The sequence below is a fragment of the Williamsia sp. z34 genome, assembly GCF_059553395.1.
The window spans coordinates 138,258-152,946 of sequence record NZ_JCANWW010000010.1; the positions used below are offsets into that span (position 1 = coordinate 138,258).

The following is a 14,689-nucleotide window of genomic DNA, read 5'->3' on the forward strand; positions in this document are numbered from 1 at the left end:
ACGCTACCGGCTAACGTCGTACCTCAGGTGGGAGATCTATGCGAGGAGGGGACATGGCCGACGAAGTGCAGTTCACCGATGAACAGTGGGAAACGGTAGCCAAGGCTGCAGAGGTGTTTGGAAAGGTGCTGGCCGAAGAGCGCGCAAAGCTGGAAAACGTACTAACGGCGAATTGGGCTGGCAACTGTGCCGAGGGTGAAGGGACAATTCGGAATCTTCGGGAATTGCTCCGCGGCGACATCGGCTTCGCTGGCGCGATTGAGGCTGAGAATCAGTACTTGGTCAAGCTAGCGTCACAATGTAGGTGGTCGAAGCAGCATCTAACTCAGGTTGATGCTGCTAATGCGACCTTCAACGAGAAGTGATGAAGAAGCTTTCGTTATTGGTTTTGCTGTTGGCTACTGTAACTGCTTGTCAGGTGCATGATGGCTCTACAGATGCACGTCCTCAGGTGAGGTCGTCTGAATTGTCGGTCCCAGTGGTCACTGGAACCCCGATACCCCTGCCTTTTGAGAACAAGTTCCCGAATCGTTGGAATCCATCGAACGACGGCACAAGCTTCGAACCTTGCGTTGCATATTCGGATGGTGAGCTGAGGAGATTCAATGTTGATCCACTCCAGCGCGAGGACGCTGCTCTTGTTGATGGTCAAGGAACGCGTGGGTGCAACTGGCATATGGCGGGTCAATTCAATCTGGGTCAGGTAGTGACCAACTCAGTGTCCTTGGACTCCTATCGGTCCGGTGTCTCGGAGGTGAATTGGAGCCAGGATCTAGATGTGAATGGTCGGAGGGTTGGGAGTTTTACGGTGGACTATGGAAACAGTCGGCTGTGCTCTACCTATGTTCAGTCGTCTGGAGCAGGAGTGGTAACAAATGTGCTGACGGACGTTTCATCTAAGAACATCGATGCTTGTGACTTGGTTGAAGATTTTACTCGCGCGTTTATCGACAAGATTCCAGAGTGATTGTTGCTGAACGTGACACGGTCTAGTGCTCTACACTTCTGCAGCAAGTCGGCGCTGGGGAGTGCTGTGAGGGGGATCGGGGGAGATTGTGGCGCCGAGGTCGATTGATCCGACGGATTGGGTGAGCCATGCGCTCGATGAGATGCGTCGGGTGTGCGCGAGTATGCAGCCGAGTTCGGCAGAGGCTGATGCTGAAGCGATCAGGCTGATTGCCAGTCGAATCCAGGCAGCTGCGGCGGTCTATGAATCGGCCCTTCCGAAGCTGTATCCGGAAGGGGAGTTCAGCGGTGAAACTGTCAATGGCTCGCACCGAGCAACGGTCGCCGGGATTCGACACACCGACAGTTCGGCAGCCATCGGACTGAAAATCGCGGATCAGATTTCAGCCATCGCGGGGATTCTGTCGCAAACGCAAGGCAACGTTGCAGATCTGGACGCCAAGTTCGGGGACGGGGGCGGTGACAACACCATGGAGCGAGCGGTGCATCGGGCGCTGATCGCAAAGACGATGACGGATTCGTACAGCAACCCGGTCATCGGCGCGAACGGCTCACTGCCCGAGTACGACGCCGCCCCGCTGCCGCAACTCGGTGCGGGCTTTGAGCCGAGTCTGGCGAATGCCCTTGGTGGAGTTGGTTCGGGCAGCGGACCAGGAGACACAGGTCCTGCGCTGCTCGCGGGATCGGGCGCGATCGGTGCAAATGGCCCAGACGGTCCAGGCGGGCCGAATGGCCCAGGCAATGATCAAGCTGCCTACATGGGAGGTCAGGCCGGCGACACGCCTTTCACTCTCGGAAGCGGTCGTGACGGTTCTGGGGAGAGCGGAGACGGATCGACGCCCGGCCCGCTCAACGGGGCGTTCGGTGCGCCGGTGGCCGGCGGTGCCGGTGCCGGCGGACTGACGTCGGCCGCGGCGCTGAACGGTGCACGCGGTGGGGCGTCCGGTCGTGGTTCTGGAATGGGTTCGGGCGCCGGACGCGCCGGTGGTGGTGGCGGGGGAGTCGGAGGCAGCGCACTCGGAGGCGCCGGCTCGGAAGCTGGTCCGCTCGGGCGTCGGATAGCTGCTCCGCTGGTGACACCGGCAACCGGGGCCAATCAATCGGCCGGCGCCACACCGTCGGCCGGTTCCCGGGGTGGAAGTCCGATGGGGTCGCCTGCCGGCGGCCGCGGAGCGGGGAAAGACAAGGAGGGAGAGCATCGCGCGCCGTCGTACCTGCACACCCGCGAGAACGGGGAAGAAATTGTCGGGCGCCTGCCGCTGGTGGGTCCACCCGTCCTCGGTGATTGGGCCCGTGTCCTGGATCTGGGACCAGATGAAAGCTCAAAATCACCCGACGCGCCTGGCGGTAAAGGCCCAGACGACACACAACAGTAGCGACCTCCCAGCTCAGGCCAGGTCGTAGCTCCGTTCGACGGCGGTGTTCCACTCGGCGAAGCGCTCATCTCGATCGTCGAAGGCCATCGCGGGTTCCCACGATTTGTCCGCTGCCCAGTTGTCGCGGATCTCCTGCTCGCTGTCCCAGTAACCCACCGCCAACCCGGCCGCGTAGGCGGCACCCAGCGCCGTGGTCTCGTTGACAACCGGCCGGACGACCGGAACGCCGAGAATGTCGGACTGGAACTGCATGAGCAGCTCATTGACGACCATGCCGCCATCGACCTTGAGGGTCGACAACGTCACGCCGGAGTCGGCCTGCATTGCCTCGATCACCTCGCGCGTCTGGAACGCGGTGGCCTCCAACGCCGCTCGCGCAATATGACCCTTGTTGACAAACCGGGTGAGGCCAACGATGACGCCACGCGCGTCGGGCCGCCAGCGAGGTGCGAACAGGCCGGAAAAGGCAGGCACGAAGTAGACGCCGCCGTTGTCGTCGACGGTCTGAGCAACCTCTTCGATATCGCCTGCGGCACTGATCAACCCCAGATTGTCGCGCAGCCACTGGATCAGGGATCCGGTCACCGCGATCGAACCCTCCAGTGCGTACACGGGCTTGTTGTCGCCGATCTGATAGCAGACGGTGGTCAGTAGGCCGTGTTCGCTGTGGACCACTTCTTCACCGGTGTTGAGGAGCAGGAAATTACCTGTGCCGTAGGTGTTCTTGGCTTCACCGACCGCCAGGCAGGCCTGTCCGAATGTGGCTGCCTGCTGATCGCCGAGGATGCCGGCGATGGGGACATCGGCGAGTGGACCCCGCTCGCGGACATGGCAATACACCTCCGACGAACTGTGGATCTCCGGTAACAGGCTCATCGGGATCTGCATCTCTCGGCAGATGTCCTCGTCCCAGGCCAGCGTCTCCAGATCCATCAGCATGGTTCGCGAGGCATTGGTGACATCGGTGAGGTGTCGTCCGCCGGATGGTCCGCCGGACAGATTCCAGATCAGCCAGGTATCCATTGTGCCGAAGCACAATTCGCCGGCCTCGGCGCGTTCTCGAACGCCCTCTACGTTGTCGAGAATCCACCGGATCTTCGGGCCGGAGAAGTATGTCGACAAGGGCAGTCCGGTGCGCTGCTGGTACCGGCCGGGACCGTCGTCACCGGCCAGTTCTTCACAGAGCGCTGCCGTCCGGGTGTCCTGCCACACGATGGCGTTGTACACCGGTCGGCCCGTCGAGCGATCCCAGACCACGGTCGTCTCACGCTGATTGGTGATTCCCAGCGCCACGATGTCGGCGGTCTCGAGGTCTTCGGCGGCTATCGCAGCCGCGACGACCCGGCGCGTATGGCGCCAGATCTCCAGGGCATCATGCTCGACCCATCCGGACTGCGGGAAGATCTGCGTGTGCTCGACCTGCTCCGAGCTCACGACACGTCCGGAATGATCGAAAATCATGCAGCGCGTCGACGTCGTTCCCTGGTCGACTGCGGCCACGTACCCCCTGCTGTTGCTCACGTCCCCGAGTGTTCCATGAACTGCCCGTAGAGTCCGCTGTGTGGCCTCGACGTGTCACCGGTGCGGTTGGAGTGGCCAGATAGTTACCAGCGGGTAACCTTGGCGCAAGAGTGTCCGCCCAGCTGAATGGGAGATCGCGATGAGCGCAGCAACTTTCGATCCGGATCGGCCCGCAGACCTCGGGCCCCGCTACCGGGAAAACGCCTGGCAGCGCCTCTCGACCGAACAGTTCGACGTGGTGGTCGTCGGCGGCGGCATCGTCGGCGCCGGAACTGCGCTCGACGCCGCAACCCGCGGTCTGCGGGTGGCCCTGGTCGAAGCCCGCGACATCGCATCGGGCACGTCGAGCCGGTCGTCGAAGATGTTCCACGGCGGACTGCGCTATCTCGAACAACTCGAGTTCGGTCTGGTCCGCGAAGCGCTGCACGAACGTGAACTGTCCCTGAGGACGCTGGCCCCGCATTTGGTGAAGCCCCTCCCGTTCCTCTACCCACTGACCCACCGTGTTTGGGAGCGTCCCTACGTCGCAGCCGGACTCTTTCTCTACGACTCGCTCGGTGGGGCGAAATCGGTTCCCGGACAACATCATGTGACCCGTTCGGGGGCGCTGCGGATCGCGCCGTCGCTGAAGCGGAACTCGCTCACCGGCGGGATCACCTACTACGACACCGTGGTCGACGACGCCCGGCACACCATGACCGTGGCGCGTTCGGCCGCCCACTACGGCGCGGTGATCCGGACCTCCACCCAGGTCACCGGCTTCCTCCGGGAGGCCGATCACGTCAGCGGTGTCCGGGTCCGCGACACCGAGACCGGCGAGATGGCCGACATCCGCAGCCACTGTGTGATCAATGCGGCGGGGGTCTGGACAGATGAGATCCAGGCGTTGTCCAAGCAGCGTGGACGCTTTCGGGTCCGCGCCTCCAAAGGTGTGCACATCGTCGTTCCGCGTGATCGCATAGTCAGTGAATCCGCCATCATCCTTCGAACGGCCAAGTCGGTGCTGTTCGTGATCCCGTGGGAGACCCACTGGATCATCGGCACGACCGACACCGACTGGAATCTCGACCTCGCCCACCCGGCTGCCACGGCCGCCGACATCGACTACATCCTCGAACGGGTCAACGAGGTACTGGTGACCCCGCTGACCCACGCCGACATCGAAGGCGTCTACGCCGGTCTGCGTCCACTGCTGGCCGGAGAGAGCGACGAGACGTCGAAACTCTCCCGCGAGCATGCGGTCGCCGAGGTGGCGCCGGGCCTGGTTGCCATCGCCGGCGGCAAATACACCACCTACCGGGTGATGGCCGCAGATGCGGTAGACGCCATCACCGACTTCATCCCCGTCCGGGTGGCACCCTCGATCACCGAGAAGGTGCCGCTACTCGGCGCCGACGGCTATCACGCGTTGATCAACCAGCGCGATCAGCTCGGACAACGACATGGGCTGCACCCGTACCGTATTCGTCGCCTGCTCAATCGCTATGGCTCGATGATCGACGAGGTCTTGGACTACGCCAAGAAAGATGCAAGCCTGCTCGAGCCACTGACGGGTGCCCCGCAATACCTGCGGGTCGAGGTTGTGTACGCCGTTGTCAGTGAAGCGGCGCTGCACCTCGAAGACATCCTCGCCCGGCGGACCCGGATCGCGATCGAATACCCCGACCGCGGTGTGAACTGCGCGGCCGAGGTCGCGGATCTGGTTGCGCCGCTGTTGGACTGGGATGCCGAGCAAACCGCGTTCGAGATCGAGACCTACCTGGCCCGTGTTGTCGCCGAAGTCGCCTCGCAGCGTCAGCCCGACGACGAATCCGCCGATGCCCTACGTGCGGCCGCTCCGGAATCACGGGCCGAACTCCTGGAGCCGGTACCGGTTCCGGACTGACACTGCCAAAAGTCGGCAGGCGCCAGATCAGGCGGGCTCGTACCGCAGCAGCGTGACGTCGTCGTCGGGGTAGTCGAAGAAGACCGGCTTGACCCGCATGCCCACCGTGATGTCCTCCGGTGCGACGTTGACCAACTCTGTCGACAGGCGGGGACCCTCGTCCCACTGCACCACGGCCACCAGCTGCGGCACCGAGTCTGCGAAATGCGGGGACACCGGCTTACGCGCGATGGTGAAGGTGTAGAGCGTCCCCAGTCCGGAGATCTCGCGCCACTCGAGGTCGTCGGCCAGCGTGCCGGGCGCCAGGATGCGCGGATAGAACACGTACTGCTGCAGCGACGGTGAATACTGGATACGGATCTTGTGCTCCGCCAACGCATCCCAGAAGGGTGCGGTCACCGGCGTTTTCACCGGCATCGGTTTGGTGAACGTCATGAGGTGATCGCTTTCTAGTCGCCCTGGAGAACAAGTGTGGTCTGCTCGCCCATCACGCCGCCGTTGCCGGAGACGAATGCGCGGTTGCAGTCATCGACCTGCGCGGCCCCGGCCCGGCCCATGATCTGGCGGGTCGCGTCGCACACGTGGTGCATGCCGCCGGCCAGTCCGGCCTGTCCGAAGCCCAGCTGGCCACCGGCGGTGTTCAGGGGGAAGTCGCCGCGGAACGTCAGGTCATGTGAGTTGACGAACTCCATGCCCTTGCCCTTTTCGCAGAAACCCGCGTCTTCCAGGCTCATCAACACCGTGATGGTGTAGCAGTCGTAGATCGAGACCATGTCCATGTCGCTGCGCTCGAGGCCACTCATCCGGAATGCGGAGTCCGCGGCCTGGGTGATCGGGGTCTGCAGCAGGTCCTCGGCATAGCTGGGGGTCTTGTAGGCGACATGCTCGCCGAATCCCTTGATCCACACCGGCCGGTTCTTGCTCTTCTTCGCCAGCGCCGCGGACGTCACCAGCACGGCGGCACCACCGGAACACGGCATCACGATCTCGAGGCGGTGAAGCGGATCGGCGATCATCGGGCTGGCCAACACGTCGTCGATGGTCAGGGTCTTTTCGTAGAAGATCGCATCAGGGGTGTGATTGGCGTTGACCCGTTGATCCACAACAATTTTCGCGAGTGCGCGCTCGTCGTATCCGTACGCGGAGCGATAGAGCTGCGCGATCTGACCATACGGTCCGTTCTGGCCGAGGTTGCCGAACGGGATGTCGAACTCGGCCTGCGGTGAGCCGTAACGGTTCGACGACGACCCGTACAGCAAAATGTCGGTGAGGCTCTCGGGCAGCGGCTTCTTCTCGTTGTACGGCACGCCGTAATCGGCAGGCAGCACACACAGAACGGCTTCGCAGATACCGAGTTCCACGGCCGCCGCGGCCCGCCAGACCATCGCGGAAGCCGATGCTCCACCGAGGTCGACGATCTCGGCGAAGTTGACCTTCGCGCCGAGGTACTCGGCGATGGTGGAGGGCACGAACATCTCTGACTCGAGCAGCGTCGAGGTGACGATCCCATCGATCGTGACACCGGTCAGGCCGGCGTCCTCGATCGCCGACGCCGACAGCGTCGCCCACTGTTCAAGGGTGAAGCGCGGCGTCCTGGTGGAAACCTTTTGCGGTGGTAACTCGGTATAACCGACGATTGCCGCATCGCCTTGAAACCCCATGGATGCTCCTGCGCGTTGAACAAGTGGAAGTGACGGTCATCCGCCAACCTACTAGAACCCGAATCTAGTTTTCAACAGTCTGCTCGACCGGGCCGAACAGGAAGTCCATGAATCGGTTGCAGAGCCGGTAGACGTCCTCCATCGTTCCGTCGTGGTAGATCGCCGATGTGAGGGCGGTGTTGATGATCGACCACAACATGATCGCGGCATCGGCGGCAGCACCCGGACCGAGCCGGGCGAAGTCACCGGCCAGGGTCTGTTGGCAGACGGTGAAGAACTCGCCGAGCAGCGCTTTTGCGTTGGCGTCCGAACTGGACTGCAGGATCACATGGACCTTGAAAAAGTGCGGGCGCCGCTCGAAGGAGGAGATGACCGCGTTCATCTTGGCGCGGATCTGATGCTCCGACAGGTTCTCCCCGGACCGCGCATAGGCCGGCGCCGCCCAGTCCAACAGCACCGCCGCATAGAGATGCTCTTTGGAAGAGAAGTAGCGGTAGAGGGTGCCGAGAGCGACCCCGGCTTCCTGGGCCACGTCACGGATCTGGATCTGCTCGTACTCCTCGGCCTTGAGTGCGGCGTTGGCGGCCTTGATGATGCTCAGCCTCCGTGCCTGCTGCCAGGCAGGCAGCTCCGAACTGAGCGTTGCCGCCGCAGTGGAAGGTGCCTGTTGCGCCATGAAGGTGTTCCTTTGCGTGTGGGAGCCGTGAACTGCCCGGTGTTTGCCGAGCTAGGTACACAGTAAATTGTGCCAACCGACCCTGTCCGCCACCCGCGAGGTTTCGGGTCAGCCGGTTCTCCGCAGCCGAAGCCCCCGGGGCGTGGCCGCGAATCCGCTTTCGCGTAGATGTGGTGCCAGGTCACTGGTCTGGACCGGGTCGCCGTTCACCCGTTCGACGTGTAGCCGGTCGACGTGACCGCGGACGACCACCTTTGCCAGAGCTCCGGCGGCCGCCTCCAGATGCGCGACGTTTTCGCTGAACGTCAGCACCGTCTTTCCGCCGCGTTCGACGAACAACACCAGGTGCCCATCGACGAGAACCACAAGCGCACCCGGCTTCCGGCCGGGCCGGTGCCCTTCGGCCTGTTTCGGCCACGCCAGTGCCGCACCGTACGGGTTGGCCGGGTCGGTGGCGGCGAGCGCCAGCGCCGAGGTCCCGGTGGTCTCGACCTCGTCGCGGAGCCGATCGACCGTTGTGGTCGCGGCGAACTGGGCGCCGCCGAGCCCGTCGATGTAATACCCGCGACGCACCTTGCCGCTGTCCTCGAACCCGCTGAGTGCCTTGTACACCCGTGAGAAACCGCCGGCGATGCCCTCGTTCATGACCGCGCCCTTCGTCACCACGCCGTACCGATCGAGCAGTGCCGAACACTGCGCGGCCACTGCTCGGGTCGGGTCGGACGTGGGCTCGGGCAGGGCAAACCACCGTCCCGTCATCGACAGCGGAGCCGTACGTGGGGTGCGGGCGAACCGGCTGCGACCGCGATGTGCCGGGGCACTGCGGGTGGCTCCCGACTTGCGACCGGGGCCGAGCAGCGCCCGCACCGGGGTGAAGGTGTCGTTGCTGATCCGTCCGGCCCAGGCCAGATCCCACAGCGCCGTCTCCAGGTCGGCGGCCAGTGGAGCGACACCGCCGAGCGTCAACGCATCGCTGAGTTGCCGAAAGAAGAAGGCGCCCCCGGAGGCGAGCTGGTCGAGTAGCCGGTTGTGCAGATCCGTCATGTCGATCTCGACCGGGATCGGGAGGCTGTCCTCGGCCACATCCGCCGGATGAAGGCTGATCCAGCCATCGGAGCCGGAGAGTCTTCCGTGGCCGGCCCAGAGCACCTCGCCGCCCGCGGTCAATTCGTCGAGCATGTCAGGGCGATAGTCGGCCACCCGGGCGGGCAGGACCAGTGACTCCCACGCCGAGGCCGGAATGGGCACTCCGGCAAGTTGATCGATCACCGCGGACACACCGTCGATGCCACGCAACCGCGAGCGCTTGGTGACGTGCTGCCAACCGGTGACGAATCGGGCATATGTCTCGTGACTGACCGGCGCGATCTCGGCGCGGCTCGCAGCGAGTGAACCCCGCCGCAGCACCGCGAGTACCTCGGTGTTGCACCACTGTTCGCCGCCACTCATGGTGCCGGCGGGCTCGGGCCGGAAATCGCCCTCGACGACCCGGCGCTGTCCGGCCAGCCGGACCAGGGTGTCGCGCACCACAGCGATACTCAGGCCCAGCCCGGTGGCGGCGTCGGATGCCACAAACGGTCCGTGGGTGCGTGCGTAGCGGCCGACGATATCCCCGAGCGGGTCGTCGACCGGTTCGAGGAACGCCAGCGGGAGTCCCTGGGGCGGAGGGATTCCCAATGCGTCCCGCAGTCGTCCGGCGTCTTCGGCGGCCGCATACAACTGTGCCTCGCCGCGCTGGATCGTGATGGCCCGGCCCGAGGCGACGAGTTCGTCGAGCAGCGGTTGTGGATCGTCACCGGTGAAGCGCAGGCCCACATCGGAGGCGCTCAGTGGTCCGAGCCATCGCAACAGGTCGGCGATGCCTTCGAGGTCGCGGGCCTGTTGATCCGGATGTAGCCGCTGCAACTTGGCCTCGGTATCGGCGATCACCTTCGCGTCGAGCAACTCCCGCAGATCGACGCGACCGAGAAGTTGGGCAAGCAACGCCGTGTCCAGGGACAGCGTGGCCGCCCGGCGCTCGGCCAGCGGCGCGTCGTCGGAATACATGAAGGCGCCGACATAGCCGAACAACAGCGATGAGGCCATCGGAGACGGGGTCTGTGTTTCGATCTCGATGATCCGCAGCCGCCGCGTTGCGATGCGGGTGAGCAGGTCGGTGAGCGCAGGCAGGTCGTACACGTCCTGCAGGCATTCGCGAAACGCCTCGAGGATGATCGGGAACTGCGGGTACTTGCGGGCCACGTCGAGTAGCTGCGCACTGCGCTGACGTTGCTGCCACAGCGGCGCGCGACGTCCCGGATTGCGGCGCGGCAAAAGCAATGCCCTGGCTGCACATTCGCGGAATCGGGAGGCGAACATGGCAGATCCGCCGAGTTGCTCGGTGACGATCTGCTCGATCTCGTCGGCCTCGAACCCGAACAACGCCGCGCCCGGCGACTGGTCGTCGGTATCGGGAAGTCGGACGATGATCCCGTCGTCCGCTGCCGAGACCGCTCCGTCGATGCCGTAATCCTGCTCGAGTCGTGCCGCGACAGCGCTGGCCCACGGCGCATGCACCCGTAAACCGAAGGGGGAGTGCAGGATCACCCGCCAGTCGCCGAGCTCGTCACGGAATCTCTCGACCAGCAGGGTGCGGTCCGTGGGCAGATGCCCGGTCGCGGCCTGCTGCTCGGACACCAGCTGGGCCAGGTTGTCGCGGGCATAGTCGTTGAGCCCCAGCCGCTTCGCGTGCGACTGCAGCTTCTTGTCGTCGATGAGTTCGCCGACAAACCGGCCGATGGCCTCACCCAGTTCGGCCGGTCGGCCGATGCTGTCGCCATGCCAGAACGGCAACCGTCCGGCCTGTCCGAACGCCGGCGTGACCAGGACTCTGTCGTGGGTGATGTCCTCGATCCGCCAACTGGTGGCACCCAGGGCAAAAACGTCACCGACGCGCGACTCGTAGACCATCTCCTCGTCGAGTTCGCCTACCCGCGTCTGCTTTTCGCCGACCATGTACACCGCGAACAACCCGCGGTCCGGTATCGCACCGCCCGAGGTGACGGCCAGTCGTTGCGCACCGGGCCGGCCGGTCAGTGTGCCCTGCGCCCGGTCCCAGACGATGCGGGGCCGCAGTTCGGCGAACTCGTCGGACGGATAGCGTCCAGACAGCAGATCGAGGGTCGCGTCGAAAACAGGCCGGGGCAGCGTTGCGTACGGCGCGCTGCGTCGGATGGTCTGGTACCAGTCGTCGACACCGATACTGCCGGTGGCGCAGGCGGCGACGGTCTGCTGCGCGAGGATGTCGAGCGGATTCGCCGGGACCGTGAGTTCTTCGATCAGTCCGTCGGTCATTCTCTCGACGGCGACCGCGCAGCGCAGCAGATCGGCCCGATGCTTGGGAAACAGCACACCCTGGCTGATCTCACCGACCTGATGCCCGGCCCGTCCGATCCGTTGGAGGCCGCTTGCCACCGACGGTGGTGCCTCGACCTGGATGACCAGGTCAACGGCGCCCATGTCGATGCCCAGTTCCAGACTGCTGGTGGCGACGACACACCGCAGACGTCCGGCTTTGAGTTCTTCTTCGATCTGCCCGCGGACCTCTTTGCTGACCGAGCCGTGATGTGCCCGGGCGAGCAGGGGAGCGGCACCTTTGCTGGCGCCACTGGCCATCACCTGTGCCGGCGCGCCCCCGGGGACACGGGGATTCGGGAGCGATTCCGGTGCCTGTCCGATCCGCGCGGCGTGCACCTCGTTGAGGCGGGCCGTCAGCTGCTCGGCGAGCCGCCGCGAATTGGTGAAGACGATGGTCGACCGGTTCTTCTCGATCAGATCGACGATCGAGCTCTCCACATACGGCCATAACGAGCCGGCCGCGGGCGCCGAGGCCTCGTCGTCGATCTCGTCAGTGCCCGCGATCACCGGGATGTTGGTCATGTCGGCAACGGGGACCTCAACCGACAGATCGAAGGTCTTCATCGCCGGCGGCTGCACCACCGTGCACGGGCGACTGCCGGACAGGAACTCGGCTACGCGCTGCGGTGGTCGCACGGTCGCGGACAATCCGATGCGCTGCGCGGGTTTGTCCAGGAGGTCATCGAGACGCTCCAGGGAGACCGCGAGGTGAGTGCCGCGTTTGGTTCCGGCCACCGCGTGGACCTCGTCGACGATGACGGTCTCGACCGAGGTCAGCGTCTCGCGGGCCGACGACGTCAGCATCAAGAACAGCGACTCGGGTGTGGTGATGAGGATGTCCGGTGGCTTGCGCAGCAACTGCCTGCGCTGGGCGGGTGGCGTATCGCCGGACCGCACGCCGACGGTGATCTCGGGAACGGGTTCGCCCAGATCCTGTGCCGCCCTGGTCAGGCCGATCAGGGGCGCGCGCAGGTTGCGTTCGACGTCGATCGCCAGTGCCTTGAGGGGCGAGACATAGAGGACACTGGTGCCGGCGGCCTCGGCTCCATCGGCGGCCGGGTGGGCGGCGAGCCGATCGAGCGCCCACAGGAAGGCCGACAGTGTCTTTCCGGACCCGGTCGGTGCCACCACCAGCGTGTTCTGGCCGTCGGCGATCGAGTTCCAGGCACCCAATTGAGCTGCGGTGGGTTCGGGAAACGCCGCCGTGAACCACGCCCGGGTGGGCGCGGTGAACCGGCCGAGGACCTGCTCGGCGTCGATGCCGGCAGACTTCGGCGAAGGGGGCTTGCGGGCGGCCATTGCTCCATGATCCATGAGTGGTCTGACAGTGCCGCCGGAGCCGGATCTGACAGGCCTTCTGCACTGCCGCCTTGACCGGGCAAAACGCGCCGGTTTAGAGTCAGCCCACGCTGTGTGGACGGGAAATCCGGTGAGAGTCCGGAACGGTCGCGCCACTGTGAGTTCCACGGATCCATCACCGATCCGGCGGAACAAGTCAGAGCACCGACACACGAGCGAACATCCATCGCAAACGCGGGCGCGTCTACCCGCGAGAGGAGTTCCGTTGTCGAGTCCTGCCGTATCCCAAGCATTTCCAGGTGGCCAATCGGGGCCGAGTGCACATCTTGCAGTCGCCGTACCCGACGTGTCGGTGGTCAACACCGCGCTGTGGTTGACGGCGACCACCTTCGTCGCGGCCCTGGCCTATTATTTCCTCGGCTATGACCAGGGCGCGGTGTCGGTGTTCGGCGCCGACACCCATGTGCACGAGTTCGTGCACGATGCGCGCCATTTCCTCGGCTTCCCGTGCCACTGACGGGCGCCGAGACCATGGAAAAGAAGTTCATCGGGGCCGGGCTGCTCGCCGGGGTCGTTGCCGGTCTGGCCTCCTTCGTGTTCGCCCGCATCTACATCGAGCCGCTGGTCGACCGGGCCATCGCCTACGAGGGCGCGCGTTCGGACGCGGAGATCGCCATCGCCGACGGTGTTCACGAACACGGCGAAGAGGTGGTCAGCCGCACCATCCAGCAAAATCTCGGGGTGGGTGTCGGGACAGTTGCCTTCGGCCTGATCATGGGGGCTTTTCTGGCCGTAGCGTTCACGGTTGCCTGGGCATACGTCGGGCGCCGCCACCCGCAGGTCGATCCCCGTTCGGTGACAGGCCTGCTTGCCGTTTCCGGGTTCGTCGCGGCCTACCTGATCCCGTTCTGCGCGTATCCGGCGAATCCTCCGGCGGTCGACCTGGAAGGCACCATCAACGGGCGAACCAGTTCGTTCCTCACCATCACTGTGCTGTCGGTGGTGTTCATGATCGGCGCGTGGGTGCTCGCGTTGTACCTCTCACCCAGGATCGGCGGGCTGTATGCGGCGATCGTCTCCGGTGCCGCTTACCTGTTGGCTGCCGGGATCGCGATTCTGCTGTTGCCGAAATACGACGAGATACCGGGGGAGCTCCTCGATGGCGACACCCTCGTGATGTCCGGGTTCCCGGCCGATGTCTTCGGCGATTTCCGCTTCTATTCGGTTCTGAACCAGGTCATTCTCTGGACTGTTCTCGGATTGGCGTTCGCGGTGATCCTGACCGTCATCGGCAAGCGTCAGGCACGGGCGGCTCAGGTACCGGTCTCTGCGAGCGCCGACTGAAACTGCGACTGATCACCGCGGCTCGGACCGGGCCCAACGCGGCACTGAGATTCGGCGCCGATGATTCGCTCGACAAACGCGGCCGCGCCGATTGTGCGCGGCTGCGTTTGCCGGTCTGCGATCAGATATGGATCGCGCCGGAGCGTGCGGCGATCGAGACCGCTGAATTGATCGGCGCCCATGGCCGGGCCGACCCTCGGCTGGCGTCGATCGATCTCGGATCCTGGGCACAGCGCTCCCCGGAGCAGATCGACCCCACCGAGCTCGGTGCCTGGATGGCAGACCCGGACTTCGCGTCGCATGGGGGCGAGAGTGTCACCGATTTTGTTGCGCGACTGGCTGATTGGCTGGGGGAATGCCCGGAGGCGGACCTGACTGTGGTCGTGACCGCCGGCACCGCGCAAGGTCTGGTGGCAGCAGCACTCGGCTGCGAGTTCTGGGGCGTCGAGGTCGCGCCCGCTCGCCTCATCGACCTGTCGCGGGGCAACGCGCGGTGGCGGGTCCGGTTCGGAGGGTCAGTAGGTGGACCCGATCCCTGAACCAGGCACAAGAACTGGAACTTGTT

12 protein-coding genes are annotated in these 14,689 nt (G+C 64.7%); 7 read left to right on the forward strand and 5 right to left on the reverse strand.

Annotated elements, in window-relative coordinates:
• Positions 1–53 precede the first annotated feature (53 nt).
• The 3 genes from AC51GT_RS21915 to AC51GT_RS21925 all read left to right on the forward strand — a co-directional run bounded on the left by AC51GT_RS21915 (position 54) and on the right by AC51GT_RS21925 (position 2,342).
• Positions 54–365 carry a hypothetical protein gene (locus AC51GT_RS21915; RefSeq protein WP_496330152.1) on the forward strand — a complete coding sequence of 104 codons (312 nt, stop codon included), beginning with the start codon at positions 54–56 and terminating at the stop codon, positions 363–365.
• Positions 365–967: a DUF3558 family protein gene (locus AC51GT_RS21920; protein ID WP_496330153.1), complete on the forward strand. Its 603-nt coding sequence runs from the start codon at positions 365–367 to the stop codon at positions 965–967. Before AC51GT_RS21915 ends, AC51GT_RS21920 begins: the two co-directional genes overlap by 1 nt.
• A 121-nt stretch (positions 968–1,088) precedes the next feature.
• Complete coding sequence (locus tag AC51GT_RS21925) at positions 1,089–2,342, forward strand: hypothetical protein (protein WP_496330154.1); 1,254 nt, start codon at positions 1,089–1,091, stop codon at positions 2,340–2,342.
• 12 nt (positions 2,343–2,354) lie between these two features.
• On the opposite strand, the gene glpK is transcribed toward AC51GT_RS21925, so the two are convergent.
• A complete protein-coding gene (glpK, locus tag AC51GT_RS21930; protein WP_496330178.1) occupies positions 2,355–3,842 on the reverse strand; it encodes a glycerol kinase GlpK in 1,488 nt (495 codons plus the stop codon).
• A 160-nt stretch (positions 3,843–4,002) separates the two neighbouring features.
• Here glpK and glpD point away from each other — a divergent pair, with 160 nt between their 5' ends.
• The gene (glpD, locus tag AC51GT_RS21935; RefSeq protein WP_496330155.1) at positions 4,003–5,748 is read left to right on the forward strand and encodes a glycerol-3-phosphate dehydrogenase; all 1,746 of its coding nucleotides are present in this window, start codon (positions 4,003–4,005) and stop codon (positions 5,746–5,748) included.
• A gap of 27 nt (positions 5,749–5,775) precedes the next feature.
• Here the strand turns inward: glpD and AC51GT_RS21940 are convergent, their stop codons facing one another.
• From AC51GT_RS21940 to AC51GT_RS21955, 4 genes are all read right to left on the reverse strand, one after another.
• Complete coding sequence (locus tag AC51GT_RS21940; protein ID WP_496326043.1) at positions 5,776–6,183, reverse strand: Zn-ribbon domain-containing OB-fold protein; 408 nt, start codon at positions 6,181–6,183, stop codon at positions 5,776–5,778.
• A gap of 14 nt (positions 6,184–6,197) precedes the next feature.
• On the reverse strand, positions 6,198–7,409 hold the full coding sequence (locus AC51GT_RS21945; protein ID WP_496326042.1) for a thiolase family protein: 1,212 nt from the start codon (positions 7,407–7,409) through the stop codon (positions 6,198–6,200).
• Positions 7,410–7,473: 64 nt separating this feature from the next.
• A complete protein-coding gene (locus AC51GT_RS21950) occupies positions 7,474–8,085 on the reverse strand; it encodes a TetR/AcrR family transcriptional regulator (RefSeq protein WP_496326041.1) in 612 nt (203 codons plus the stop codon).
• 108 nt (positions 8,086–8,193) lie between these two features.
• Positions 8,194–12,780, reverse strand: a complete 4,587-nt coding sequence (locus AC51GT_RS21955; protein WP_496330156.1) for an ATP-dependent helicase — start codon at positions 12,778–12,780, stop codon at positions 8,194–8,196.
• Positions 12,781–13,045: 265 nt separating this feature from the next.
• Between AC51GT_RS21955 and AC51GT_RS21960 the strand changes: the two genes are divergently transcribed.
• From AC51GT_RS21960 to AC51GT_RS21970, 3 genes are read left to right on the forward strand one after another with little or no spacing between them, the layout of a single operon-like run.
• Positions 13,046–13,297, forward strand: a complete 252-nt coding sequence (locus tag AC51GT_RS21960) for a CbtB domain-containing protein (RefSeq protein ID WP_496330157.1) — start codon at positions 13,046–13,048, stop codon at positions 13,295–13,297.
• A gap of 14 nt (positions 13,298–13,311) precedes the next feature.
• Entirely contained in the window at positions 13,312–14,124 is an 813-nt protein-coding gene (locus tag AC51GT_RS21965) for a CbtA family protein (RefSeq protein ID WP_496330179.1), read from the forward strand.
• Positions 14,125–14,168: 44 nt separating this feature from the next.
• Entirely contained in the window at positions 14,169–14,663 is a 495-nt protein-coding gene (locus AC51GT_RS21970; protein WP_496330180.1) for a histidine phosphatase family protein, read from the forward strand.
• Positions 14,664–14,689: the final 26 nt, after the last annotated feature.